19 protein-coding genes are annotated in these 26,614 nt (G+C 52.7%); 15 read left to right on the forward strand and 4 right to left on the reverse strand.

The window, feature by feature from the left end; all coding sequences use genetic code 11:
• Positions 1 to 166 precede the first annotated feature (166 nt).
• From ACLB09_RS15300 to ACLB09_RS15315, 4 genes are all read left to right on the forward strand, one after another.
• The gene (locus ACLB09_RS15300; protein ID WP_410770691.1) at positions 167 to 2,164 is read left to right on the forward strand and encodes a methyl-accepting chemotaxis protein; all 1,998 of its coding nucleotides are present in this window, start codon (positions 167 to 169) and stop codon (positions 2,162 to 2,164) included.
• A gap of 166 nt (positions 2,165 to 2,330) precedes the next feature.
• The gene (locus ACLB09_RS15305; protein WP_410770692.1) at positions 2,331 to 2,972 is read left to right on the forward strand and encodes a YhbD family protein; all 642 of its coding nucleotides are present in this window, start codon (positions 2,331 to 2,333) and stop codon (positions 2,970 to 2,972) included.
• Positions 2,973 to 3,698 (forward strand): hypothetical protein, encoded by a 726-nt coding sequence (locus ACLB09_RS15310; protein ID WP_410770693.1) that lies wholly within the window; start codon positions 2,973 to 2,975, stop codon positions 3,696 to 3,698.
• Positions 3,699 to 3,727: 29 nt separating this feature from the next.
• Positions 3,728 to 4,414 carry a hypothetical protein gene (locus ACLB09_RS15315; RefSeq protein ID WP_410770694.1) on the forward strand — a complete coding sequence of 229 codons (687 nt, stop codon included), beginning with the start codon at positions 3,728 to 3,730 and terminating at the stop codon, positions 4,412 to 4,414.
• A 125-nt stretch (positions 4,415 to 4,539) separates the two neighbouring features.
• Here the strand turns inward: ACLB09_RS15315 and ACLB09_RS15320 are convergent, their stop codons facing one another.
• Positions 4,540 to 5,787, reverse strand: coding sequence for a CynX/NimT family MFS transporter (locus ACLB09_RS15320; protein WP_410770695.1), 1,248 nt, complete (start codon positions 5,785 to 5,787; stop codon positions 4,540 to 4,542).
• Positions 5,788 to 6,234: 447 nt separating this feature from the next.
• Between ACLB09_RS15320 and ACLB09_RS15325 the strand changes: the two genes are divergently transcribed.
• A complete protein-coding gene (locus tag ACLB09_RS15325; RefSeq protein ID WP_410770696.1) occupies positions 6,235 to 6,900 on the forward strand; it encodes a helix-turn-helix domain-containing protein in 666 nt (221 codons plus the stop codon).
• Positions 6,901 to 7,554: 654 nt separating this feature from the next.
• Here ACLB09_RS15325 and ACLB09_RS15330 read toward each other — a convergent pair.
• Complete coding sequence (locus ACLB09_RS15330; protein WP_410770697.1) at positions 7,555 to 9,072, reverse strand: VanW family protein; 1,518 nt, start codon at positions 9,070 to 9,072, stop codon at positions 7,555 to 7,557.
• Between the two features lie 213 nt (positions 9,073 to 9,285).
• On the opposite strand from ACLB09_RS15330, the gene ftsE reads away from it, so the two are divergent.
• From ftsE to ACLB09_RS15360, 6 genes are all read left to right on the forward strand, one after another.
• Positions 9,286 to 9,972: a cell division ATP-binding protein FtsE gene (ftsE, locus tag ACLB09_RS15335; RefSeq protein ID WP_410770698.1), complete on the forward strand. Its 687-nt coding sequence runs from the start codon at positions 9,286 to 9,288 to the stop codon at positions 9,970 to 9,972.
• Positions 9,962 to 10,876, forward strand: a complete 915-nt coding sequence (gene ftsX / locus ACLB09_RS15340; protein WP_410770699.1) for a permease-like cell division protein FtsX — start codon at positions 9,962 to 9,964, stop codon at positions 10,874 to 10,876. The genes ftsE and ftsX overlap by 11 nt, the downstream gene beginning before the upstream one ends.
• Before the next feature lie 98 nt (positions 10,877 to 10,974).
• The gene (locus tag ACLB09_RS15345; protein ID WP_410770700.1) at positions 10,975 to 12,192 is read left to right on the forward strand and encodes a murein hydrolase activator EnvC family protein; all 1,218 of its coding nucleotides are present in this window, start codon (positions 10,975 to 10,977) and stop codon (positions 12,190 to 12,192) included.
• Between the two features lie 135 nt (positions 12,193 to 12,327).
• Positions 12,328 to 13,794, forward strand: a complete 1,467-nt coding sequence (locus ACLB09_RS15350; protein ID WP_410770701.1) for a S41 family peptidase — start codon at positions 12,328 to 12,330, stop codon at positions 13,792 to 13,794.
• A gap of 67 nt (positions 13,795 to 13,861) precedes the next feature.
• On the forward strand, positions 13,862 to 15,193 hold the full coding sequence (locus ACLB09_RS15355; protein ID WP_410770702.1) for a PDZ domain-containing protein: 1,332 nt from the start codon (positions 13,862 to 13,864) through the stop codon (positions 15,191 to 15,193).
• Positions 15,194 to 15,522: 329 nt separating this feature from the next.
• A complete protein-coding gene (locus ACLB09_RS15360; protein ID WP_410770703.1) occupies positions 15,523 to 15,810 on the forward strand; it encodes a contact-dependent growth inhibition system immunity protein in 288 nt (95 codons plus the stop codon).
• A gap of 75 nt (positions 15,811 to 15,885) precedes the next feature.
• Here ACLB09_RS15360 and ACLB09_RS15365 read toward each other — a convergent pair whose 3' ends face one another.
• A complete protein-coding gene (locus ACLB09_RS15365; protein WP_410770704.1) occupies positions 15,886 to 16,761 on the reverse strand; it encodes a flagellar motor protein MotB in 876 nt (291 codons plus the stop codon).
• Positions 16,758 to 17,543, reverse strand: coding sequence for a flagellar motor protein (locus ACLB09_RS15370; RefSeq protein ID WP_410770705.1), 786 nt, complete (start codon positions 17,541 to 17,543; stop codon positions 16,758 to 16,760). Before ACLB09_RS15370 ends, ACLB09_RS15365 begins: the two co-directional genes overlap by 4 nt.
• Positions 17,544 to 17,751: 208 nt before the next feature.
• Here ACLB09_RS15370 and uvrB point away from each other — a divergent pair, with 208 nt between their 5' ends.
• From uvrB to ACLB09_RS15390, 4 genes are all read left to right on the forward strand, one after another.
• Positions 17,752 to 19,746 carry an excinuclease ABC subunit UvrB gene (uvrB, locus tag ACLB09_RS15375; RefSeq protein ID WP_410770706.1) on the forward strand — a complete coding sequence of 665 codons (1,995 nt, stop codon included), beginning with the start codon at positions 17,752 to 17,754 and terminating at the stop codon, positions 19,744 to 19,746.
• Positions 19,747 to 19,766: 20 nt separating this feature from the next.
• Positions 19,767 to 22,625: an excinuclease ABC subunit UvrA gene (gene uvrA, locus ACLB09_RS15380; RefSeq protein WP_410770707.1), complete on the forward strand. Its 2,859-nt coding sequence runs from the start codon at positions 19,767 to 19,769 to the stop codon at positions 22,623 to 22,625.
• 629 nt (positions 22,626 to 23,254) lie between these two features.
• Positions 23,255 to 23,464, forward strand: coding sequence for a hypothetical protein (locus ACLB09_RS15385; protein ID WP_410770708.1), 210 nt, complete (start codon positions 23,255 to 23,257; stop codon positions 23,462 to 23,464).
• Between the two features lie 471 nt (positions 23,465 to 23,935).
• On the forward strand, positions 23,936 to 26,494 hold the full coding sequence (locus ACLB09_RS15390; protein ID WP_410770709.1) for a U32 family peptidase: 2,559 nt from the start codon (positions 23,936 to 23,938) through the stop codon (positions 26,492 to 26,494).
• The last annotated feature ends 120 nt before the right edge of the window (positions 26,495 to 26,614 follow it).

Here is a 26,614-nt window from a genome sequence, read left to right on the forward strand (position 1 = left end):
ATTTATAACTATTTCATATAACTTTCAGAAAATTATAAAAATATCGTCGCATTATGTCGAAATAAAAGATAGATCATTCCTTGAAATGATTAAAATTTTGATGTTCGTTCCACCTTAGATCAGACACAAAACATACATAGCACATTTGCAAAGGGGAGATAGATTCATGAAAACTTTTTTTGCCCGACTAAGAGGGGTGTTGGAAATCAGGACGCTTCGCAACCGCTTGATGCTTCTGTTTGCCGTCATGCTGATCATTCCGAATGTCGTCATCGCGTTTTCCAGCCTGACCAGCGCCAGCGGTCAGCTTCGCGCCAAAATGAATGACAGTACGCGTTCGAGCGTTAATCTGCTGAACGACTCGCTGAATCATATCGTAGAAGCGGAAGTCCGAAATGTCGAACAACTCGTTATGGAAATTGAAACGAAGCAAATCGATGCCAAATCCCCGGAACTCAGGAAGCTGCTTGAACTGTTTGTCGAGAAGCATCCCGAACTGGAAATTATAACGGTTGGGAATCAAAACGGCGCCTGGATGAAGGCGCCCGATCCCGGCAATCAGGATTACGATCCAAGAGAAAGGGACTGGTACAAGGCAGCGTTAGCCAAGCCCGACCAGACGGTCATTCTGGATCCGTTCAAATCGGCTACGACGGGCAACTACAATTTGTTCATCAGCCGGGCGCTGCCCGACGGCCAAGGGGCGATCACGGTATCCCTGGATTTGGCCAATCTAAACGAAATGGTTAAAAAGATCAGCCTCGGTGCCAAAGGTTACATTTACTTGCTGGACCGGACCAACCATTTCACTTCCCACCCGGTGCAGGCGGTCGGAGCGGAGGCGGTTGGAGACCATCTGGTCAAGATCCAGGGTGAGGAATCGGGATTTTTGAATTACGATAACCCGGACACCGGCCAGCCGCAGAGCGGATATTTTACGACGAACGATTTGACCGGATTCAAAATCGTCGGCGTGCTGCAAACGAATGAGTTCACCAAAGCCTCGATGCCTATTTTTTGGACGGCTTTAATCGTATTATGCGTTTCCCTGATTGTCGCGGGTATTGTATTGTTCCTGGTTATCCGCAGCGTGACGCGTCCGATCGAAGGGCTGAACAAATCCGCTAAGCGGGTGGGCGAGGGATATTTAAACGAAGAGGTAATCACTACCCGCCGGGATGAAATCGGTCAGTTGGCCCAAAATTACAATGAGATGGTGGGTTCTATTCGGACTATGGTTCAAGACATCTCCGAAATTTCCAGTCAGCTTGCCGCTTCGAGCGAAGAACTGACGGCCGGAACCGAGCAGAACGCCCGAACGGTCGAGCATGTGGTCGGCTTGGTGCAGGAGACCTCGGCAGGCGCCGAAATTCAGGCGTCCGTATCCGCGGAAAGCGCCAAGACGATGGAAGAGATGTCGACGGGCATCCGCAAAATCGCTGAGGCGTCCGGAACGATTGTGGAATCTTCGCAACAGACGGAACAGGATGTGCGCTTCGGTAGCGAGAAGGTTGTGCTCGTCGGCCGGCAAATGGAGGAGATTCGCCGCTCCACGCAGGAATCCGCGGAACTGATGCATCAAATGAATGATCTCAGCGCCCAGGTCTCGGGCATGAGCAGCGCGATCTCGGACATTGCGGTACAGACCAATCTTTTGGCGCTGAACGCGGCGATCGAAGCGGCCCGGGCAGGCGAGGAAGGCCGAGGGTTCTCGGTCGTCGCCGGGGAAGTCCGTAAACTGGCCGAGCAATCCCGAACTACGGCGGAGGGCATTCAGCAGAGCATTGCCCGGATGGTCGAGATGACGGGAAAAGTGTATGAGGTCATGAACCGGGATGTCACCGCGAGCGTGGAACGCGGTATCTCCGTTACGGAAGAGGCACAGAGTGCTTTCCGCGAAATCGAAAGCTCCACGAAAAAGATTGCGGAACAGATACACGAGGTATCGGCCATCACCGAGCAGATGTCGGCGAGTGCGGATGAAATCGCCGATTCGGTGGCGCAAATCGCCAAAACCTCTTCGCATAGTCTGGATTCCTTCCAGAGCGTAACCGCGGCGACGCAGGAGCAGCTTGCTTCCATGGAGGAAATCTCCTCCGCATCGGATGGACTGGCCCGCATGGCCGCAGAAATGCATGGAAAGATCGATCACTTTAAGTTGTAAGGCGTTGCATACTATAGGATGAAGCTATGGCCGTGCCGGTCGCGTATCTTTCAGAGGTACGCGGCCGGCCCTTTTTTTTTCGCAAAAAGCAGGTTTGGATTCAGTGAATATTTACTGTGTAACAATGTTATGTTACATTGGGAATGCAAGAAAGGAGCAGATCAAAATGAACGAGGATTTGATCTCAAAAAAAGAATTGCTGGATATGACGGGGATTTCTTACGGACAGTTATACCGTTGGAAGCGGAAAAACCTCATCCCCGAGCAATGGTTTATCCGTAAATCATCCTTCACGGGGCAAGAAACCTTCTTTCCTCGCGAGAAAATATTGCAACGAATCGACCGTATTTTGAACATGAAAGATGATTTGTCGCTGGATGCGCTGGCGGATGTGTTTTCTCCGAGCCTGGGGGAAATGAGCTTAAGCGTGGGAGAAATTTTGGAACGAAACATTGTTACAACAACCTCGTTAAATTTGTACATTGAGTCCGCCGGGGCTACGGATCAACCTGAATTCAGTTTTGAAAAAATACTGATCATCTACGTCCTAGACAAGATGCTGCGAAGCGGCGATATTTCGCTGGAAGAAGGCCGTTTGCTCGTTCGGACGCTGGAGGCCTATTTTCCGGAGCAAACGGGGAGGGAATGCGGCATAAGGCTGACCAGAAAGATGGGTGTCGCCGCTTTTGTGCTCGTACCGGGAAACGGGGAGGTTTATATGGATAGCGAGGTCCGGACGGTGACCCGATTGTCTATGGCGCAGTGTACGGAAGAATTGAAACTAATCATGGGCGGGAGTGAAGGCTAAGTGAAGGAGCAAGAGGCTAAGGACTTAAGAATCAACGGATTGGGAAAGGCTGCCGGCGGTACCTATGGGAAGATCAGCACGGACGGGATCGCCACGCTGAACGGGGACATTGTATGCAATTCACTGACCTCGAACGGGACTTTGAAATTGAAAGGATCGATCCAAGCAGGGAAAATCCGGATGAATGGAAATGGATCGGCGGAGGGAAGCATCAGCGGAGAACTGATTCGGGTGGACGGCATGTTGAAAACCGGTGGAGATCTGCGGGTGGAGGAAGTGGATTTCAATGGCATGGTGACGCTGGGCGGGAATGTCTCCGGTGAGGGCTTGAAGGTGGATGGCGGCCTGAAAGTGGGAGGCAACGCGGAATTCGAGACGTTTAAAGTCCATGGCGGTTTCCAAATCGGCGGCATGCTGAATGCGGGAACTTTGGATATCTACATGTCCGCAGCTTGTAAAGCCAAAGAAATCGGCGGGGAAGTCATCCAGGTTCGCAGAAAACCGAGCACAAGAAATCTGTTGGCTCTGTTCTCCTCTTCTTTGGCGGTCGGCTTGACTGCGGAAGTAATCGAAGGAGATCACATTGTGCTGGAGGAGACGAAAGCGGAAATCGTGCGGGGCAGTTCCGTCCGGATCGGGCCGGGGTGCGAAATTGGACGCGTGGAATACAAGGACCGTTTCGAAGTCGATCCCAAAGCGACGGTCGGCAGTGCCGAGCAAGTATAGTGGAGGAATATACGGGAGGCGAAAAGTTTATGAATCATCGGGAGGAACAACGGAATGATTTACGGCTGGTGGGAGACAGCATGTCGAATGGCGGCTTCTACGGTAAAGTTAGTCTGACTGGCGATGCCGAATTTAACGGGAACGTCGATTGCCTGTCTTTAAAATCCACCGGGAACATCAAGGTAGACGGCAGCCTCCGCAGCGGTACCTTGAAGACTACCGGGGATTTGAAGATCGAAGGGGGCCTGACTGTCACCGAGATGTCTGCAACGGGAGAGGTTTGGGTGAAGGAGAGTATTTCCGGCGAAAACATGAAAATATTCGGGACCTGTACGGTGATGAGCGGAATCCAGACTGAACGGTTTAAGCTAAAGGGAGTCGTGCAAAGCGAGGGTATGCTGAATTCGGAAACGGTAGAAATGGTGCTGTTCGGGAAAAGCTATGCCGCTGAAATCGTCGGAACCCGAATTGAGGTTCAACCATTCGGAGCCCAAAAATGGGTTCCGTGGCTCCGGATGAGGGGGACGCCGGAGCTTGAAGCCCAAGTTATCGAAGGCGACGTGGTTTCGTTGGAAAATACGAAGGCGGATACGGTTCGCGGCGGCGAGGTGCGCATAGGACCCGGTTGCCGGATCCGGCTTGTGGAATACAGCAAGTCCTTTCATCAGGATAGACAGTCGGAAGTGGCTGAAAGCGTGAGAGTAACGGAGCATTAGGATAAGAAAAAAAGATAATAACAAATGAAGCCCGGTCCCGGTAAACGATGGCCTCCTCCCGCATGCGGGAACGAGCAAGGCATCGCTTATAGGGGAGCCGGGCTTTGTACTGTTTATTAGTTTAATCAAACTTCCGGACCGATGCGGCCCTTTCGTCCGGCTGCATAACCGAAAACGATGGTGATCAGCGACATGGCGGTGATCGTAGCCAGCGGCACGGACCAGCCTCCGGATTGATCGTGAAGGAAACCGAACAGGGTCGGCCCGACCGCGGACAAGAGATAGCCGATGGATTGTGACATCCCGGACAGTTGAGCCGACTGCTCGGCCGTGCGGGAACGCAAGGCGAAAAACATGATGACCAGGCTGAACGTCGTGCCGCTGCCGAGCCCGATTAATAGGATGAAAAGCAGAGCCAAGGATGGAGGACCGAGCCAGATGCCCCCGAATCCGACCAGGAACAGGGCTGCGGAAGCTGCGGACAGTTCCTTTTGACTCTGCATCCGCGACGCGAGCAGCGGCATGAGGAAGGCTCCCGACATGCTGGCAAGCTGCATCAAGGATAGCATCCAGCCGGCCTGATCCATGCTCATTCCTTGCTCGTGAAGGATTTCCGGCAGCCAGGAGACGCCGACATAAAACATGATGGACTGGAAGCCCATAAAGAGCGTCACCTGCCAGGCGATAGGCGAGCGCCAAACGGAGCCGGCGCGCTTGGCGGATATGTTGTTGTCCGCCTTAGCCGTGCCCGGTTTCGCGGCCCGGTGCTGGCCATCAGCTCCCGCGCTGCTATTTTTACTCTTGGCGCTATGCCGTCGGGCAAGGGGTAGCCAGACTAAGGCGGTGGCCGCCGACAAAATAATCCAGCAGGCCAGCGCTCCGCGCCATCCCAATGATGTGCGGGAGAGCGGCATGCTGATTCCGGAAGCGATGGCGGACCACATATTCATCAAAGAAGTGTATAGCGACGTCATCAATCCAAGCCGCAGCGGGAAATCGCGCTTGATGATGCTGGGAACCAGCACGTTCGCGATGGCGATGGCGCTGCCGATCAGGGCCGTGCCGCCGAAAAGGGTAGGAATCGCGGGAAGCGAGCGAAGCAGGATCCCGGCCGACATCAAGATCATGCAATAAAATAGCGTGCGCTCCGCGCCAAAGCGGGTAGACAGCTTTGGCGCAGCGAGAGCGAACACGGCAAAGGCGAGCAGCGGAAGGGTAGTCAGCATTCCGCTCATCGTATGCGACAGGCCGGTGGAGCTTTGAATCTCGCCGATCAGCGAGCCGACTCCGGTGATCGGCGACCGTAGCGTCGATGCGGTCAGCAGCACGGCGACGATCAGCAAGGTTGCCGCCGCACCGCGCGGGAGAGCCATCTCTGCCCTCTCCCCAGGGAGAGTGGCAGCTGCTCCCGGGAGAGCAGGATCTATCCCCGGGAGAGCTGCATCTCCTCTCTTACTCGGAAGCGTATTTTGAGGGCGCTCGTCCCCGGCTGGGCGGGCAGTAGGTATATGTTCAGAACCTGTTCCTGTTTCGGAATCGGATCGATATGGGACATCGTTTGGTTTTTCATGCTCCGGAACAATCGTATTTTGCTTCATATTAAGTAAGGATCCTTTCAGCGTATTTCGCTTTACCTTATCATATGAAAACTTTTACAAGCAATAGTCTGTGAAAATAGTTTATTTGGTTTACAATGTGAGGTAAAATCTGGGTAAACATATTTATTGTGATTTTGTCGTGAAGTACACGCCTGCTTAACGGGGATCTATTCTATGGGTCCAACGGAAGGAGGCGTTTTTATCTTGCAAAGGGGGATGGGTATGGAATTTTCCGAGGCTCACAACATTTTTTTGGAGCGGCATAGGACTGTCAGACAGGGAGAATGTTTAAGAAGATTGAAAGAGGGACATGGACATGCGGAAAGGCTGTTTTTGGAGGCGGTGTGGTGGCCCGCATTTGGACAATTTCAGTATCTGCATCCGGAATACGAAGTGAACGATTTTAAGGATGGCTTTAGGTATCTGGATTTTGCCTACATACGGGTAAGTTTGCAGTTGGCGATCGAAATAGACGGGTTCGGCCCGCATTGGAGGAATATAAGCCGTACTCAATTTTCCGATCACTGCCGAAGACAGAATGACCTGATTACCGACGGATGGAAGGTGCTGCGGTTTACTTATGACGATGTAAGGGAAAGCCCACGCTACTGTCAGCAAAAACTGCAGCAATTTATGGGGCGGTGGCTGGGCGAAGAGCGGCAGGTGCTTGAGGCGGATTGGGTCGAGAAAGAGGTGATTCGTCTGTTCATGCGAGCCGGGGGCCCGCTTACCCCTGCGGATCTATGCAGTTACATGGGGGTTCAGAGCAGGAAAGCCCGCCGGTTACTCAAAAGCCTAATGGAAAAAGGATGGATTCAGGCCGCCAGTGGAACCGAACGCGTACGTTCTTACCGCCTTAACCTGGAAGGCAAAGATTTTAAATTGTGACTTGTACCGTGAAAAATAGGGGACTTTTAGGTCGCTATTTTTGGTTTATGCGTATGCGGCACAAATTAGGGGACTTTTGAGTTCTTATTTTTCTACCTAGGACAGAAAAGGCAACTTTTTGATGGAATTTGGTAGAATAACGGCCTTAAAATCCACTATTTCTAAAATTGGGCCTTAAATAGGCGAAATAGCGGCCTAAAAGTCCGTTATTTTGTTTGATGGGGAGGCTGGCGCGGTTGAGGAGTTCTGCGGCAATGGGGGAACAGACAAAGGGGAGCGGGTTAACTTGGCTGGCAAGCGCTATCGGCAGGGATAACGGGTAAAGTTAGCAGGCAGGAGTTAATTGGCAACGGATAACGAGTGAAGTTAGTAGATAGGAGTTACGGGCAAGGGATAGAGAGTGAAGTTTAGTTGGAGGTGCCGGCAGGGAAACGGGTAAAGTTAGCGGGTAGGTGTTAACTGGCAAGTATAGCGAGTGGTTTAGCTGGCAAGAGTTATCGGCAGGGTCAATGGGCGAAGTTAGCAGCTGGGACTGATACCAGCGACGAAAAGGGATTATTTGTTTGCGTGACCCGCATTTTGTCTCTCCCTAGCCGCCTCAAGAACCCTCCGGGAATGACCGGAGGGTTCCCCTGCGTTCTCCCTCCCGGTGCGCTAGGGGAACTTCGGGCCGTTGACGCCGTCCTCAAGCACGGGCGGCCGTGATTCGGCGGCCGGCTTTTTCGGGGGCGGCGCCGGTGCCGAAGAGTTGCCCGGCCCGGCGCCGCCGGTATCGTCGCCTTCCGGCGGTACTTCCCCTTCATCGGGCGCCACGGCGATAACATTCGGCTGCGCCGGATAGGTGTCGCGCGACAGCCGGATTTTGGCGGCGGCCTTGCCGTCGACATATTTGATCCGGTACGTTTCGACGACGTAACCGGGTTTGCCTTGCAGAATCACCTCCCGGCTCCCGGCCGAAAGAGAGGAGTTCTTGACGTATTTGTCCGGAGCGGCGAGGATGTCCATCGTGCGGGACTCGATACCGTAGGACACATTGTCCGGGATGTCGCCGAACAGTTTCACGGTCAAACGCCCGTCCTCGACCCGGGCCGCGATGAGTAAATGATGTTCGCTTGTATTTTGGAAGCGGAAGTTAATGTAGCCTTGTGCGAAGGTGGCATCCTGTCCAAGCGGCACGTAACTGACCGGCAGCGAGTGGTTACGCCGCTCCACCATGTCCAGGCCGGCGAGGAGCGCCGCATTGTACAGCGTGCTCGACACCTGGCAAATGCCGCCGCCGACGCCGGGGACGAGCTTGCCGCCGAAAATGACCGGCGCCTCGCGGAAGCCGTAGCGCTGCTCCGCCGTTTCGACGACCTTCGCGTAGTCGAATATTCCCCCCGGGGGCAGCACCATGCCGTCGATGCTGCGCGCCGCGGCATCGACATTATGCAGCCGCCCGGATCCGCTGATTTGCAGCCCGGTCGAGAACTCGGCGATTTTGCGGCGGATGCCTTCCCGTTGCAGGCTCTCGACCGTCACGGCAGGCTGCACCAGCGTCAGCGGAAGGACAATTTCAACGGGCGCATCCTCTGCAGATGCGCCACTGCCCGCAGCCTTCCCCGGAACAGCCGCTTCTACCAGAATGGCAAGCGTCTCCCAATGAATCCGCTGTACCGCCTGCCCGGGCAGATAGGTGATCACGTCGTCTTCCCCGATACTCCGGACGGCATTCACGGGACTCCCGAATCGTTCCTTTTCCCATGCGGGACTAAAGGTCTTTTTTAAAACCCCCGGATTAAAGGACGACTGGAGCGTCCATGATTTTGCAAAATTTTTACGTACTTTGGCGCGTTCCCACAAATTGCCCGCAGAAAGCGACATCAACTCCGCACGTAAGTTCGGGGCATCCCAAGAAACTCCGGTTTTTTCCCAGGTCAAAGTTTCTCCTTCCTCAGCATAGCCCGCTTCATCCGAAATGAACTTTATTTGCTGACTCGTTAATTTCGATATGTAAGTGTCCAATCTCTCCAACGCTTCCTCCGCCGGAAGCCCGCCGAGCTCAAGCCCGCCCACCACCGTGCCGGAAGGGACGGCATCGCGGGAGGCATAAAGCCACAGCCCACCGTAAAACAGGGAAGCAGCAAGGATCATTACGGCGGCTCCGATGACGATCAGACGAGTTTTTCGCATACCATCCTCCTTGAATGAAAATGGAAAAAACCTGTGTACAACCATATATATGATGAAATTCTGGAAACTTTCGGGTACTCAAGAGGTAACATATTTGTTACAATAAGTATCGGACTGATGAAATAACTCGTGTTTTAAAGGATTTGCCGGGAAGATGTCGAATGTAAAAACAGACAACCAAGTCTTTGGAATCAAGGTTTAGGACGTGATCGAGTGATAGAAATGCAGGATATTTGGAAGACGTACCCGAACGGAACGCATGCACTGAAGGGCATCTCGGTCAAAATCGACCGCAATGAATTCGTCTATCTGGTCGGCCCGTCGGGAGCGGGAAAATCGACCTTCATGAAGCTTATCTACCGCGAGGAAGTGCCTACCAAGGGACAAATTTCCGTCAACGGTTTTAATATCGGCAAACTTAAGCCGCGCAAAATTCCTTACGTACGTCGGAATATCGGCGTTATTTTTCAGGATTTCCGGTTGCTGCCCAAGCTGACCGCCTATGAAAATGTCGCTTTCGCGCTGGAGGTTATCGAAGCGCCTAAGAAAGTGATCAAGAAACGGACGATGGAAGTGCTGGAACTGGTAGGGCTTAAAAACAAAGCCAACCGGGATCCTTCCCAGCTATCGGGCGGGGAACAGCAGCGCGTAGCGATTGCCAGAGCGATCGTCAACAATCCGTCGGTCATTATTGCGGACGAGCCTACAGGAAACCTGGACCCGGAGACGTCCTGGGGGATTATGCAGCTATTAGACGAAATCAATTTCCGGGGGACTACCATCGTGATGGCTACGCACAACAGGGATATCGTAAATACGATGCGAAAACGCGTTATCGCCATAGAGCACGGCAACATCGTGAGAGACCAGCTGAGAGGGGAATACGGTTATGAGTTTTAACACCCTCCTCCGGCATTTTAGGGAAGGCGCCAAAAATGTGTTCCGCAACGGCTGGATGTCGGTCGCGTCCATTACGTCGATCATTGTTTCTTTATTTATATTGGGCGTGTTTATTTTGCTGGTACTCAACGTCAATTCTTTTGCGAATGACGCCGACAGTCAGGTGCAGATCAGCACCTATCTTGCATCCAACGTGGATGAAGCTATGCGGGAAAAGCTGCAGAACGATATAGGCGCCATGGAAGAAGTGAGCCGGGTGACCCTGATTCCTAAAGCCGAGGGCTTGAAGGATTTCAGAGAGAAGCTGGGCGAAGAAGGCAAGGATTTGCTGGAAGGTTACGATGAAACCACGAATCCGATTCCCGATACGCTCAAGGTGGAGGTCATCGAACCGACCACCGTTCCATATGTGGCAAGCAAGATTAATGCCCTTAATGAAAAATACGAAGAAAAACCGATATATAAAGTGAATTACGGTCAAGGCACCACTGAGAAATTGTTCAAAATTACGCGGGCGGTCCGCAACATCGGTTTTGCGTTTGTCGCGGGGCTTGGCCTGATGGCGATGTTCCTGATTTCGAACACGATCCGCGTGACGATTCTGGCCCGGCGCCGCGAAATCGGCATTATGAAGCTGGTAGGCGCGACGAATATGTTTATCAGGTGGCCGTTCTTTGTGGAAGGCGCTTTGATCGGATTTCTTGGCTCGGCAGTAACGATCGGAATCCTGTTTTTCGGGTATAGCGAACTGGTCGATTCCGTTAAAGCGGACATTACGCTTGCCTTTCATCTGATTCCGGTAGGCGAGATCGGCCTTCAAATGGGGGGTCTGCTGATGGGCCTTGGCCTTCTGATCGGGATATGGGGCAGTACCATGTCGATCCGGAAGTTCCTGAAAGTCTAGTGATACTAATTTATTGATGACATGAAAGCTCAAGAGTTGCCTTGTGATCAAGAGGTTGGTTTTTTGACTACCTATAAGAGAAGGATGGGGAAGCGAAGTTGAAAAGATGGTTGTCCATTGTTGCCGTTGTCGCTTTAGCCGCTGCGATCTTTCAGCCTACGGAAGGTTTTGCCAAGTCGAAAACGATCAGCCAGATCGATAAGGAGCTGAAGCAGCTCCAGGAACAGGCCAAGCAGGCCAAGAAACAGCAGGAAAAGGCCGCCGATCAGAAGCAAACGGCCCAGCATTATGTGAACAAGAACACCAATTACTTGAAAGAGGTAATGGCGCAAATCGATTCCGTCAGCAATGAGTTGGCTCAAATTTCAGTAGATATCGAAAATACGGAGCAAAGCCTTCGCGATACGGCGGTCAAGCTGGATGAAACGAAGGCGCGGATCGCCGAGCGTTCGGATCTGCTTGATTCCAGAGTCCGGCTGATGTATACAGACGGAGCCGTTTCATACTTGGACGTGCTGTTGTCATCGACCAGCTTTACGGATTTTCTGGAACGCGCCGATTCTTTGCAGGCGATCGCCAACCAGGATCATGTCCTTTTGGATGAGCATAAGCAGGATAAAGAATTGCTGGATCAGCAGCAGAAGCAACTGGAGAATGATTACGCCAAAGTGAAGACGTTGTATGCCGACGCGGAATCGCGCAAGGGCATTTTGGAAGAGAAAGAGAACGAGAAGCAGCAGCTCATTTCCAAATACTATGCGGAGATCGAGGAATCCGACGATATCAGCGAAGAACAGGAACAGCTGCTCGTAGAGCTTGCGACCAAGCGGGCGGCATTGGAAAAAGAAAAGAACAAGCTGAAGGCAGCGCAAGTATATACGTATAAACGCAAATCCTCCTCGTCAGGAGGCTTTAAAGGAAGCGGCGGTTCGATGGGCCTTCCGGTCACGGGTGCCCGGTTATCCTCGGGCTACGGTTCCCGGATTCATCCGATTACCGGCAAGAAGAAGACGCATACCGGGATCGATCTCGCGGCTCCGCAGGGGACGGATATCCACGCAGCCGAAGGCGGAGTAGTTATCGTCGCCGAGTGGTGGAGCGGATACGGCAACACGGTGATTATCGATCATGGCGATAATGTTTGGACCCTGTACGGTCATATTCGCAATGGCGGAATCAAAGTGGAAAAGGGACAAAAGGTGAAGAAGGGCGAGAAGATCGCCGAAGTGGGCAGCACCGGCAATTCGACGGGACCGCACTGCCACTTCGAAGTGCGGATCGACGGCAACCCGGTAGACCCGATGCCATATTTATAATAAAATAAGGATGCCGATGGAAACGGATAGCCGTCCGCGAGACGGGTTATCCGTTTTTCGTTCATGCAGATTGTTTAATATTCCGTAGTTTACGGACATATACTATGAGACAAACATAGGCGGTGAATTCTTATCATGTATAAAAAACGCACAGTAGCTTTATTCGTGGTTGTGGCTATGGTGGCCAGTTGTCTTCTGACTCTGACCTTTACGGGGCAATGGAGCTTTGCGGGCTCAGGCCCGCTTCGGAGCGGAATTTTTGCCGATAACGTGGGTACGGGTTCCAAGGACAGCATTAAGAAAATCGAGACCGCCATGCAATTGGTCAAAAATAATTACGTGGAAGGCGTCGATCAGCAGAAGTTGGTTGACGGTGCCATCGACGGGATGATGAGCGCATTGGGCGACCCTTTTTCCTCGTATATGGGCCCTGAGACCGCACAGCAATTTTCCGAGCAGATTGAAGGCTCGTTTACCGGAATCGGCGCGGAAGTATCGATGGAGAACGGCAATGTGGTCGTCGTCTCGCCGATTAAGGGATCGCCGGCCGAGAGAGCCGGAATTAAGCCGAAAGATATTTTGCTGTCGGTGAACGGCGAATCTTTCGAGGGACTCAGCCTGAATGAGGCGGTGGCCAAAATCCGCGGCCCGAAAGGAACCGAGGCTAAAATCAAGGTGAAACGGGCAGGTTCCACGAACAATTTGGAATATACGATTGTCCGGGATGACATTGCGCTCGAAACGGTATACGCGCGAATGGAAGATGGAAAAGTCGGCGTAATTGAAATCACCGAGTTCTCCATGAATACCGCAGAACGCTTCAAGCAGGAATTGGACAATTTGGAAAAGCAGGGCATGAAAGGCCTTGTCATCGACGTGCGGAACAATCCGGGCGGCGTGCTCCAAATCGTGATCGAGATGGCGGAGCATTTCGTGCCTAAGGGCAAATCGATCGTACAGGTGGAAGATAAGAACAAGCAAAGAGAGAAAACCGTGTCCAAAGGAGTCGGCAAAACGTATCCGATCGCGGTCATTACGAATAAAGGAAGTGCCAGTGCTTCCGAAATTTTAGCGGGTGCGCTGCAGGAATCGGCGGACGCTAAACTGATCGGCGAAGCGACGTACGGCAAAGGCACGGTACAGACTAGTTTCAGTCAGGAACTCGGGGACGGCAGCCTGCTGAAAGTCACGATCGCCAAATGGCTCACCCCGGACGGCGAGTGGATCCACAAGAAGGGGATTCAGCCGGATATCGCGGTATCCCAGCCGGGTTATTTTTCGGTAGCGCCGATCAACAAAGAAAAAGCATATAAATACGATATGCTGGGCGAAGATATCAAGAGCGCGCAGACTATGCTGCAAGGGTTGGGTTATGACCCAGGACGTACCGACGGATATTTCAGCAAAGCCACGGAGGATGCGGTGAAGAAATTCCAGAGTAAGGCGAAGCTTCAAGCGACGGGCGTTCTCGACGAAAAGACGGCGGAAGCGCTCGAAGCCGGCCTCATCGAGCAAATCCGCGATCCGAAGAACGATAACCAGATGAACCGGGCAATCGAAGTGATCCGGAAGGAAATCTCATCCCCGGTGTCGAATAAATAAGAAGGCTGATTTTCGGCCTTCTTTTTTTCCGTGCCAACGAGTATCAAGGATAGGAGCGTGAGCCGGGTTGGATCTCTTGCTTGAAGGATTGTGGAGCGTGACGGAAGCGGTAGCGCAGTTGTTTCTGCAGCCGTTTTACTATATTTCGATTATTTTGATCATGCTGTTGTACCGTAGACAGGTGCTGCTGGAGCGAAAGTTGTTTCATGTCAGACTGCACAGCTGGCTGGCCCAGACTTGGCGAACCGTGTTGGGCGGACTGTTGGCCGGAATCGGGATTTCGCTGGTGTCCGCGTTTGTGGGGATGACGCTAACGATCGAAGGAATTTTATGTATCTGGATTGTAACGGTGCTGCTGTTATTGATTCGGGTTCGTTACTTGTGTCTGGCCTATTCGGTCGGGCTCTTGGGCGTAATTCAGTTTGGGTTGAACCTGTTCCCTGCTTTTACGGGCAGCGGGTGGGTTGCCGAGTCCGTTAGAATCGTAAGGGAACTGAACATTCCTGCACTGCTTTGCCTCGTCGGCCTCCTTCATTTGGCGGAGGGGCTGCTTGTCCGGTGGCAGGGCGCCGCTTTTGCCGGACCGTTATTTTATGAGGGCAAACGCGGGAAGCTTGTAGGCGGCTACCAGATGCAGAGCCTTTGGCCCATTCCGTTGCTGCTGCTGATCCCGGCCCAGACGACGGGCGGGGTGCTGCCTTGGACGCCGTTATTTGGCGGCGACGCCTGGCAGGGCGGCTTCGCGCTGGTTGCGCTGCCGATCGTAATCGGTTTTTCGGAAATGACGACCGGCATGCTGCCCAAGGCGAAGGCCAAGATTACGTCCGGCCGGTTGCTAGGATACGGCATCGTCATCATTGCTTTGGCGCTGCTTGCCAATTGGTGGTCGCCGCTTATACTGCTGGCCGGGCTGGCTGCCTTCCTGCTGCATGAAGGCTTGGTCTGGTACAGCCGCTTCGAGGAGCAGCAGCTCAGCCCGCTATTCGTGCATCCGCAGGGCGGACTGAAGGTGCTGGCCGTGCTGCCGGGCAGTCCGGCGGAGGAGCTGGGCATCCAGGCCGGCGAGTCGATCGTGCGCGTGAACGGCATGCCGGTTCCCACGAAGGAGGAGCTGCACGCCGCGCTGCGCATCCAGTCGGCCTTCTGCAAGCTGGAGGTGCGCAATCTCGCAGGCGAGAGCAAGTTCCTCCAGCGCGCGATCTACGCCGGCGAGCACCACCAGCTCGGCGCGATCCTGGCGCCGGACGAGCTGGCGCCGGTAGCCGTAAGGCTGCAGCCGCTTTCGCTGCTGCAGCTGCTCAAGCCGCGTCGCGGCGCGCACAACGTGCGTCGCGGCGCGGATGCGGGAGCGCCCGCCGCCTCCGGCGAGGCGGGCGTAGGCGACGCTGCCGCCCGTTAGGCGTCATGTCATAGTGAATTTGAATCCAAGGTTTATTCCGCTCATTTGGGCGGGATAAACCTTTTTTTGCAAAAAAATTGAACTAGTGGTGTGGGCCAAGCTGTTGCAGTACCATCCAAGTTACATCCTGGGTCGGGCGGGTATACATACTGTCGAAAAAGAAGCGGGAATTTGGACTAGTGATAGCCGATATGCTGAATTATTGGAATAGTTCCAAATAAGTAGAGGGTGACATTTTTGACTATAAAGGAAGCTATGAATCAATATTTATATTGGTGAAGTAGACGAGGATGAGTATAAACAATTAATAACTGATTAGGGGGGAGTAGGTGGTTTATTTGAATGACCAATTAAAATTTGAGGCCTTTAAGTATTTTCTTGAATGTTATTTTAATGTCAGTGCTAATTATGAAGAATTAGATAAAGTAGTAAATGAATTTATCTTGTCAGAAAATAATAGTTACCGCACAAGACTTCAAGCCGAATTAGAGCGGATAATGAAACATGGGGATTGGGAAAACGTCCAAGGAATCGTTAAAGAATTTGGTATGAGAAAAATAAATGAAGATAAACTCAAATGGTTAATTCAAAGTATTTTAAATCATTTTATTACTTGATCTTTAACCAATAAAAAGCTTCTTCCATATTACCTGGAAGAAGCTTTTCTGCTTAACCAAAAACTAACAACCTATTCACTGCTGCAACTGCCGGAGTACCGTGATCTCCACGCGGCGGTTCTTTTGCCGGCCCTCCGCGGTGGAGTTGTCGGCGGCCGGGCGGGTGTCGGCATAGCCGGCGTATTGGAACCCTTCCGGATCAAGCTTTTCCTTATCGAGGAAAAAGCGAAGGACAGACATGGCGCGTGCGCCGGACAGATCCCAGTTGTCTTTGAATTCGGAGGCCCGGACAATCGGAAGACTGTCCGTATGTCCCTCGATGCTGATGACGGTGTCGAGTTGGCTGAACAGGCTGGCCAGCTTGGTCAGCGTTTTTGCCGAACCGGATTTCAGATCGGCCTTGCCGGTATCGAACAGGAATCGGTCGCTTAAGGTGATGGAAATTCCCTTGGGCAAATCGGCCACGCGGATCTGATCTTCCAACTGATTGTCTTTGATATAGGATTCAATACGGCTCATAAGGGTTTGTAATTCTTCTTCCTGTTTGCGGAAGGCCAGCTCACGTTCGGTCATCGGCTTTTGCACCGAGTCGCCGCCGTTTTGTACCTGCTGCCCCGTACTTCCGCTCTGGCTGTCCTGCCCGCCGTTGTTGCCGCCGCCATCATTCGGGGTCGACGGGGGATTTTGCTGGATGTAATGGTCCTCGCTGCCGAGAATGCCGTTGCCTTTCTCCAACAGGGAGTCGCCGCTTTTGAAAGTAAGTTGAAGCGATTGGGTCACGATTTCGTATTTTTCAACATCCAGGCGGCTCATGGCATACATAACGACGAAAAAGATCAGCAGCAGCGTGATCAGATCGGCATAAGTGATCATCCACCGGTCTTTCGTGTCTTTGGTGTCCTGGTGATGACGGGAGCGGCCCTGGCCTTCGGGTTTGTTTCGGCGGCTCATAAGCTCTCGTTCTCCCCATACGTTGGCAGATCACGTCGGGTATCGGCCGTAAAAGATTCCAGCTTGCGCCGGACGAGCAGCGGGTGGTCGCCGTTCTGAAGGGAGAGCATGCCCTCCAGCATCATTTCCATCCGGTCGATTTCATCTTCGCCCCGCGCCTTGATTTTGGAGGCGATCGGAAGGAAGATGAGGTTGGCGCTGGCAACGCCGTAAAGGGTAGCGGTAAAGGCCAGCGCAATGGACGGGCCGAGCGCGGTAGGCTCGGTAAGGCTGCCGAGGACATGGATGAGCCCCATTACCGTACCGATGATTCCCATCGTTGGCGCATAGCCGCCGGCCGATTCGAAGATTTTGGCATAACCTTCATATTTATTTTGAATCGCGTCAATTTCAAGATCCATGATTTGCTTGACCATGCCTTGTTCCGTGCCGTCCACGATAAGCTGGATACCCTCCCGTAAAAAAGGGTCCTCGTGCTCCGCGGCTTTTTTCTCCAGCGCTAAGACCCCCTCGCGGCGGGCGACCATGGACATGCTTACAATCTCTTCAATCAGTTCTTCCGTGTTATGACGTCCGGAGGTAAAGGCCAGCGCCAACGCCTTTGGTACGGTCTTTAATTTGGCCAACGGATAGCTGATCATGACGGCGGCGAACGTCCCGCCAAATACGATGACGGCTGCCGCGATCTGCATCAGCCCGGCCAGTTCTCCTCCCTCCCATAAAAAACCGCCGATCAAAGCAGCCAGTCCGATAATGATGCCTACAATTGTTGCGATATCCATCTGTGATTTGACAACTCCTATTCCACGACATATCGTTTGCATCCCAAACCCAAAAAAGGTATAATCAATGGGAACATCCATTCTTATTTTGGGATGAGACATGAACGTTTCTCGTATTACTTTCATTTAAAGTAGAAGAACTAAGGTTAATATAGAAATACAACGAAAGTACAGTTTCCATTTTAGACGATAAGGGTGATGTTGGACAATGAGTGATATTGTCTTTAGTAACAATAAATTCGACCTCATATCCGAATTTTCGCCGCAGGGTGACCAGCCGGCGGCGGTGGAGCAATTGGTCGAGGGTGTAAAAATGGGTAAAAAGCACCAGACACTTTTGGGTGCAACCGGGACGGGGAAGACATTCACGATTGCGCATACCATCGCCAGGCTTGGAAGACCTACCCTTGTTATCGCCCACAACAAGACGCTTGCTGCGCAGCTCGCCAGTGAATTCAAAGAATTTTTTCCGAATAACTCCGTAGACTACTTCGTCAGCTACTATGACTACTACCAGCCGGAAGCCTACATCCCATCCTCTGACACTTATATCGAGAAAGATTCCAGCATTAATGAAGAGATCGATAAATTGAGACACTCCGCGACCAGCTCGCTGTTTGAACGGCGGGACGTCATTATCGTAGCGAGCGTATCGTGTATTTACGGCCTCGGTTCGCCGCAGGAATACGGGAGCATGGTTTTGTCGCTGCGTGTCGGTATGGAGAAGCCGCGAAATCAGATTTTGGCCCGTTTGGTAGATATTCAATATCAACGGAACGATCTTAACTTCGTTCGCGGCACGTTTCGCGTTCGGGGAGACGTGCTGGAGATTTTTCCGGCATCGAAAGGGGAACAGGCGGTCCGGGTGGAATTTTTCGGCGACGAGATCGAAAAGATTACCGAAATCGACGTGTTGACCGGCGAATTGGTCGGAGAGCGCGAGCATATCGCCATATTCCCGGCCTCTCACTTTGTCACCCAAGAGGAGACGATGAAGGTGGCCCTGACGAACATCGAAAGGGAGCTGGAAGAACGGCTCGAGCTTTTCCGGTCCCAAGGCAAGCTGCTGGAGGCGCAGCGTTTGGAACAACGTACCCGCTACGATATCGAAATGATGAAGGAAGTCGGTTTCTGCTCGGGGATCGAGAATTACTCGGGACCGCTGACGTTCCGGGAGCGTGGAGCCACGCCATATACGCTGATGGATTATTTCCCCGATGACATGCTCATCGTGATTGACGAGTCCCATGTGACGCTGCCGCAAATTCGCGCGATGTACAACGGAGACCAGGCGCGCAAAAATGTGCTTGTCGACCACGGATTCCGTTTACCTTCAGCTCTGGACAACCGGCCACTGAGATTCGAAGAGTTTGAGGAAAAGGCCGACCAGTTGATCTATGTATCCGCTACTCCGGGGCCTTACGAGCTTGAACATTGCGAAGAGATGGTGCAACAGATTATTCGGCCGACCGGCCTGCTTGATCCGATTATCGAAGTCCGTCCGACCAAAGGACAGATCGATGATCTGATCGGAGAAATCAATGACCGGATTGCGAAAGATGAGCGGGTGCTCGTGACGACGCTGACGAAGAAGATGTCGGAGGATCTGACCGACTACCTGAAAGAAATCGGCATAAAGGTACGCTATCTGCATTCGGATATCAAAACGCTGGAGCGGATGAGCATCCTGCGTGACCTGCGGCTGGGTACCTTCCACGTGTTGATCGGGATTAACCTGCTGCGGGAAGGTCTGGACTTACCGGAGGTTTCTTTGGTGGCGATTCTGGACGCAGACAAAGAAGGCTTCCTGCGTTCCGAGCGTTCCCTGATCCAGACGATCGGCCGGGCGGCCCGGAACTCGGAAGGGCGCGTACTGATGTACGGCGACAATATTACCGAGTCGATGGATAAAGCGATCAAGGAAACCGAGCGTCGCCGTAGCATCCAGATTGCCTACAACGAGAAGCACGGGATTACGCCGCAAACCATCCGTAAAAAAGTGCGGGATGTCATCGAGGCGACCCGCGTAGCCGAAAGCAAGGCCGACTATTTGGGCGATGCGGCAAAGGGCAAGATGTCCAAACGCGACCGCGAAGCAATGATCGGCCGCCTGGAAGTAGAGATGAAAGAAGCCGCCAAAAATCTGCAGTTTGAGAGAGCGGCAGAGCTGCGCGATGCCATCATGGAACTGCGGGCGGAATAAGAGTTGGGAGATGAAATCGATTGGCTAGTGAGAATATCGTCATTAAAGGCGCCAGAGCGCACAATTTGAAAAATGTGAACATAACTATTCCGCGCGACCGCTTTGTCGTCTTGACCGGGCTTAGCGGTTCCGGGAAATCCTCGCTTGCGTTTGATACCATTTATGCCGAGGGTCAGCGCCGATACGTGGAGTCTCTTTCCGCCTATGCCCGGCAGTTCCTGGGGCAAATGGAGAAGCCGGATGTGGATTCCATCGAGGGTTTGTCGCCCGCGATCTCGATCGACCAAAAAACGACCAGCCGTAACCCTCGTTCCACCGTGGGTACGGTTACGGAAATTTACGACTATTTGCGTCTGCTGTTCTCACGAATCGGGCATCCTCATTGTCCGGAGCACGGAGTGGAAATCACGTCCCAGACCATAGAGCAAATGGTAGACCGTATCATGCAGTATCCCGAGAAAACGAGACTGCAGATTCTTGCACCCGTGATTTCGGGGAAAAAGGGAGAACACAAGAGCTTATTTAGCGAAATCGCCAAGCAAGGCTTTGTCCGTGTTCGCGTTAACGGAGAACAGCGGGACCTTTCCGAAAATATCGAGCTGGAAAAAAACAAAAAACATTCCATCGAAGTAGTAGTTGACCGGATTGTCGTGAAGGAAGACGTACGCAGCCGTTTGGCCGATTCCATTGAAACTGCTTTGAAAATGTCCGGTGGGCAACTGCTTGTCGACATTATTGGGCAAGAGGAGCTGCGGTTCAGTTCCAACTATGCCTGCCCGATCTGCGGCTTCAGTATCGAGGAATTGTCGCCGCGGATGTTCTCGTTCAACAGCCCGTTCGGGGCTTGCCCGGAATGCGACGGTCTCGGCGTGAAGATGATCATCGATCCTGATCTTCTTGTTCCTAATCCTTCCAAAAGCATTGAACAAGGTGCGTTTGAGGCATGGGCCGGCAGTACTTCCAACTATTATCCGCAATTCTTGCGTTCCGTGTGCGAGCATTTCGAAATCCCGCAGGATGTTCCCGTATCGGAATTAAGCAAGGATCAAATGGACAAGCTGCTTTACGGCACAGGCACTACCAAGGTCCGTTTCCGGTATCAAAACGATTTCGGCATGAGCAAGGATGCTTACGTAACCTTTGAGGGAATCGTGCCCAATTTGGAGCGACGGTACCGGGAGACCACTTCGGAAGGAATTCGCGAATTCATTGAAGAATTCATGGGTTCGAAGCCATGCGGAACCTGTAAGGGACACCGTCTGAAGAAAGAAGTTCTCGCCGTGACGGTAAACGGCGAGAATATGGCGTTCGTCACGTCGCTGTCCATCGGCGAAGCCATGGCGTTTTTTGATGGGCTGGTATTGAGCGAGAAAGAACAGACGATCGCTCACATGATTCTGAAAGAAATCAACAGCCGATTGGGCTTCCTGGTTAATGTCGGGTTGGACTACCTGACTCTGAGCCGTGCGGCAGGTACGTTATCCGGCGGGGAGGCGCAGCGTATTCGGCTGGCGACCCAGATCGGATCAAGCCTCATGGGCGTGTTGTATATTCTTGACGAGCCGAGCATCGGGCTGCATCAGCGGGATAATGACAGATTGATTTCCACCCTTGCGCATATGCGGGACCTGGGCAATACGTTGATCGTGGTCGAGCATGACGAGGACACGATGCTGGCTGCCGATCATATTATCGATATCGGACCAGGAGCCGGTATTCATGGAGGTCAGGTCATCTCGCAAGGAACTCCGCAGGAGGTCATGGATGATCCGAACTCGCTGACCGGCCAATATTTGAGCGGCCGGAAATTCATCGAGGTTCCGGCGGAGCGGCGGAAACCGGATGGCCGATGGCTGGAAGTCAAAGGCGCGAAAGAGAACAACCTGAAGAATATTAACGTGAAATTCCCGATCGGCGTTTTTGCGGCGGTAACCGGCGTGTCCGGATCGGGGAAATCTACCCTGGTAAATGAGATTCTGTACAAGACGCTTGCCAGGGATTTGAACAGGGCGAGGGTACGCCCGGGGCAGTACCGGGAGATGAAGGGCTTAGAGCATGTCGAGAAGGTTGTCGACATCGACCAGTCGCCGATCGGCCGGACACCGCGCTCCAACCCGGCAACCTATACCGGCGTTTTTGATGACATTCGCGATTTGTATTCGCAAACGAACGAAGCCAAAATTCGCGGGTACAAGAAAGGGCGGTTCAGCTTTAACATTAAAGGGGGCCGCTGCGAAGCCTGCAAGGGCGACGGAATCATCAAAATCGAAATGCACTTCCTCCCGGACGTGTACGTGCCTTGCGAAGTATGCAAAGGCAAACGGTACAACCGGGAAACTTTGGAGGTCAAATACAAAAACAAGAGCATCGCGGACGTGCTGGAGATGACGGTGGAGGATGCAACGAATTTCTTCGAGAACATTCCGAAGATCCATCGCAAGCTTCAAACCTTGCTTGACGTAGGTTTGGGATACGTCAATCTCGGCCAGCCGGCGACAACGCTGTCTGGTGGCGAAGCGCAGCGCGTGAAGCTGGCTTCCGAATTGTACCGGCGCAGCACGGGCAAGACGATCTACATTCTGGATGAGCCGACGACCGGCCTCCATGTGGACGATATCGACCGCCTGCTCTCGGTGCTGCATCGCCTGGTCGATTCCGGCGAAACGGTCCTCGTGATCGAACACAACCTGGACGTGATCAAGACGGCCGACTATTTGATCGATCTCGGTCCCGAAGGCGGCAGCGGCGGCGGCACGATCATCGCTACCGGTACGCCGGAAGAGATCGTGAAAGTCGAACAATCCTACACCGGCCGCTACCTTGCTCCGGTCCTGGAACGCGACACGAAACGCACGCAGGAACGGAAGGTCCATTCCTGATGTGCGGAAGGGCAACGCAATTCCGCATCGATCGACCGATGGATTGAAATCCGTTGTTGCAATGCAATGCAAAGCTCAAGCAGAGATGCTTGAGCTTTTTTTGTGGGCGGAGATTGTGAGTGGTGATTGTGATTAGTGATTGTGATTAGTGATTAGTGATGGCGTTGGTGGAGGAGGGGTTATCGAATGAATTACCGGGAATCCGGCAAAAATATAAATAATATCGTCTTCTTACAACTTTTGTCCTTGAGTCGTGGATTTTTACGGTAAATGTCTTTCAAAAGGTGGACATGATTTCGAGAAAGGGATATGTCGGTTGTATCGCAACTAACACAACATATAGGAAATTGAGTTAAACCCGGATCAAAATATAGATTGATTTCTTTGGATAAACTAAATAGGTTCGTGTCCACTTTTAGGTGGACATTTTGGGCATTTGTCCGTCTAGGGAGAACGTTTTTTTGGAGATTTAGTTTCGGGATTTAAACTGATATTAATTAATATGAGTTTTTTAACTTTTTAAGCGATAAATGCAACATTTTTTTGACTTTTCTCTTGCATCCGATTTAATGAGAAGATAACATATAAGAAGATGGAAATTCCGCGAACATTACTGAGGAGGGCTTGCCATGTTACTCGCCGCTGCAGGAGAAGTAACGACGACCTTTAACGGTTTCGATATTTTTATGATTTTGTTTACGATTGTCATTCTCATCGGGGTAATAAGATTGATGAAAGAACGTCCGAAGAGAAATCTGTTTGCGATTGGCTTCGGTATCCTCAGTCTGCTGATCTTTTTGGCGTCCGATGCCATTATGATCAAATCGTGGTTTAGTTAACCACCGCCTTTGCCTTATTGTCAAAACTAAAAGCGAGATACAAAAGAGGCACTTTGTTCCGAATGTGGATGGGGTGTCTTTTTGCGCGCAGGGTAAATTTAACGACCGGTTAGTTTGTACTTACTTCCTTTCTTGTCTCTGTTTCTGTTTCTGGTTTGAGGGCCCTATCGGGCTAGTCTGCATCAATTTACATTAAGGGACTCGGTAAAGGTTAAATGGATGAATCGGTCGTGCTTTTTTACTGCCAGTATGCAGTTTTTCTAGTAAATATTTTATGCGGTTAACGAGTTCAGTCGTTGGGCTGGGAGATTTTTTTGTCTGTGCCAGCGGTTTCCGTTGCTTGGTGGGTAGAGTCTTAGCGCGATGTCTGTTAAAATAGTAAGGTTATTGGAGTTTTAAATTTTAAGGTTTGCTTGATGAACAAATTTATTCGATGGGTCGCAGCGTTGCGGCGCATCCGGGAGGATATAAATGAGCCAGACGGCAATAACAAGACAAGATGTGGAGCTGCTTGCTCCCGCAGGGGATTGGGACTGCATGCGGTCCGCGGTGGCGAATGGCGCCGATGCGGTGTTTTTTGGCGTGGAAAAGTTCAATGCACGTGCACGGGCAAACAATTTCAGAATGGACGAGCTGCCTGAAATCATGGCATTTTTGCATAGCTATGGCGTGAAGGGGTTTTTGACCTTTAATATTCTGGTGTTCCAAAATGAATTGGAAGATGCCCGGGAATTGATCGATGCATGCATCGAGGCGGGCGTGGACGCGGTCATTGTACAGGATCTGGGTCTGGTGAAAATGATCCGGGAGATGTCGCCGGATTTCCCGATTCACGGATCGACGCAGATGACGATTACCTCGCCTGAAGCGGTGGAGTTTACGAAGCCTTGGAATATGGAACGTGTCGTTCTTGGACGTGAAAACAATCTGAAACAGATTAAGGTGATCGGGGATCAGGCTAAACTGCCGATGGAAGTTTTTGTGCATGGTGCCTTATGCGTTTCCTATTCCGGTCAGTGTCTGACTTCGGAAATGTGGGGCGGACGCTCGGCTAACCGCGGGGAATGCGCCCAAGCATGCCGTTTGCCTTATGATTTGATGGTGGACGGAGAGCAAAAACCGATGGGCGATGTGGCCTATCTGCTATCTCCCAAGGATTTGGCGGCGATTGATATCATGCCGGAATTGATTGAAGCGGGCGTGACTTCGTTTAAGATCGAAGGGCGTATGAAGAGCCCCGAGTATGTAGCCAATGTGGTGAGTAAATACCGGAAAGCGATTGACCGTTATTTTGAAGGGGATAACACGCGTGCTTCCAAAGAGGAGATCCGCGAGTTGCAGCAGAGTTTTTCGCGCGGATTTACGCACGGGTTTCTGGAAGGGACGAACAACAAGCAATTGTTGGACGGTACGTTCCCTAAGAGCCGCGGGGTCTATCTCGGCCGTGTGGAGCAGATACTCCGCGACGGCGTTGTGTGTAAGCTGGAAGCGCCGCTGAAACGCGGCGACGGCATCGTGTTTGATGCGGGCGATCCGACGAAAAAGGAAGAAGGCGGCCGTGTGTACGATTTGCGCCGTAAAGGCGTAAAGCTGGAAGGCGAGGCCGGCGAAACCTGGATCGTCGATATCGTTCCGGGGCGCAATGACGTGGATTTGCGCCGGGTGCATGTGGGTGACAAGATCTGGAAGACAAGCGACCCGGCCTTGGACAAACGGCTGCGCCAGACGTTCGAGACCGACAAGCCGTACCGGGTATTCCCGGTACATGTGCGGGCGGTCGGCCACGCAGGCGGACTGCTGACAACCTTCTGGACCGATGTCCAGAAGGGAACGACCGTGCGCGTCGACTCGGAGCTGGAGCTCGAGGTCGCGCAAAAACGGCCGATGGACGGCGCCCTGCTCGAAGAGCAGTTCGGCCGACTCGGCGGCACGGTGTTCCAGCTCGAGCGGCTGGACACGGAGCTGCATGGCGACGTGATCCTGCCCATGCGAGAGCTGAACGGCATCCGCCGGCGCGCAGTGGAGCTGCTAGCCGGCGAGCGGCCGAAGCCGCCCGTGTTCACGCGGGCGGCGGCAGCGACGGCAGTGCCCGGCGCCGTAGGCACGGGCGCAGCCGGACCGGTGGGCGCCCCTGCCAAGGGCGGGGCGCCTGCGCCGGTGGCTCGCGGTGAAGCGAAGCTCACCGCGTTGTGCCGCAGCCTGCCGCAGGTGCAGGCTGCGCTGGAAGCCGGCGTCGACATGATCTACGCCGACTTCGAATTTATCAAGCAGTTCCCGGCAGCGGTGGACGCCGTTCGGGCCGCCGGCAAGCAAATTGCGCTGGCTACGCCGCGCATCCACATGCCGGGCGAGAACGGCTACCATAACAACATCCTGCGCCTCCAGCCCGACGCGGTGCTGGTACGCAACACCGGTGCGCTCTACTTCTACCTGCGCCACCGGATGGAAAACCCGTACGCCTCGCATCCGCGGCTGATTGGCGATTTCTCGCTGAATATCGCCAATCACAAAGCGGTGGAGCTGTTCCTCGAGGCGGGTTGCGACCTTGTCACGCCGTCCTACGACCTGAACGTGCAGCAGATGGTGGATCTGCTGCGTCAAAGCCGGACGTCAAGCATGGAAATCGTCATCCACCAACATCTGCCGATGTTCCATACGGAGCACTGCGTTTATTGTACCTTCCTCAGTGAAGGTACGGATTACACCAACTGCGGCCGCCCTTGCGAGGAGCATCGCGCTTCGCTGCAGGACCGGATCGGCATGAGCCACCCGGTCCGGGTCGACGAGGGCTGCAGGAATACGGTATACAACGCTATTGAGCAGTCCGGTGCGGAGTACCTGAGCAACTTTATGGAGCTTGGGGTGGCCACCTACCGGGTGGAGTTCCTTGAGGAAACCCCAGAGCAGGTTCACCAGGTCATCGATCTGTACAACCGGGCGCTTCGCGGCGAGATCAGCGGCACGCAAGTTTGGAAATCGCTTAAAGCGACCAACCAGCTTGGGGTAACGCGCGGACAACTCGTTAAATAGGCGATATGTATTTTAGTATAAATAATAGCTTTCTGCGTTTCTTGCGTAGAAGGCTATTTTTATGGATGAAAGAGTCCGGAAACGGAAGAATACTTCTGTGGCGGACAACTGTTTTTTCTT

The sequence above is a fragment of the Fontibacillus forbon genome, from assembly GCF_046559655.1.
Classification (GTDB): domain Bacteria; phylum Bacillota; class Bacilli; order Paenibacillales; family Paenibacillaceae; genus Fontibacillus.

Excerpts from the sequence above, each read along its gene's own strand:
- ACLB09_RS15300 (WP_410770691.1), top strand. The coding sequence starts at position 167 with ATGAAAACTTTTTTTGCCCGACTAAGAGGGGTGTTGGAAATCAGGACG.
- ACLB09_RS15305 (WP_410770692.1), top strand. The coding sequence starts at position 2,331 with ATGAACGAGGATTTGATCTCAAAAAAAGAATTGCTGGATATGACGGGG.
- ACLB09_RS15315 (WP_410770694.1), top strand. The coding sequence starts at position 3,728 with ATGAATCATCGGGAGGAACAACGGAATGATTTACGGCTGGTGGGAGAC.
- ACLB09_RS15320 (WP_410770695.1), bottom strand. The coding sequence starts at position 5,787 with ATGGCTCTCCCGCGCGGTGCGGCGGCAACCTTGCTGATCGTCGCCGTG.
- ACLB09_RS15325 (WP_410770696.1), top strand. The coding sequence starts at position 6,235 with ATGGAATTTTCCGAGGCTCACAACATTTTTTTGGAGCGGCATAGGACT.
- ACLB09_RS15330 (WP_410770697.1), bottom strand. The coding sequence starts at position 9,072 with ATGCGAAAAACTCGTCTGATCGTCATCGGAGCCGCCGTAATGATCCTT.
- ftsX (WP_410770699.1), top strand. The coding sequence starts at position 9,962 with ATGAGTTTTAACACCCTCCTCCGGCATTTTAGGGAAGGCGCCAAAAAT.
- ACLB09_RS15350 (WP_410770701.1), top strand. The coding sequence starts at position 12,328 with ATGTATAAAAAACGCACAGTAGCTTTATTCGTGGTTGTGGCTATGGTG.
- ACLB09_RS15365 (WP_410770704.1), bottom strand. The coding sequence starts at position 16,761 with ATGAGCCGCCGAAACAAACCCGAAGGCCAGGGCCGCTCCCGTCATCAC.
- ACLB09_RS15370 (WP_410770705.1), bottom strand. The coding sequence starts at position 17,543 with ATGGATATCGCAACAATTGTAGGCATCATTATCGGACTGGCTGCTTTG.
- uvrB (WP_410770706.1), top strand. The coding sequence starts at position 17,752 with ATGAGTGATATTGTCTTTAGTAACAATAAATTCGACCTCATATCCGAA.
- ACLB09_RS15385 (WP_410770708.1), top strand. The coding sequence starts at position 23,255 with ATGTTACTCGCCGCTGCAGGAGAAGTAACGACGACCTTTAACGGTTTC.
- ACLB09_RS15390 (WP_410770709.1), top strand. The coding sequence starts at position 23,936 with ATGAGCCAGACGGCAATAACAAGACAAGATGTGGAGCTGCTTGCTCCC.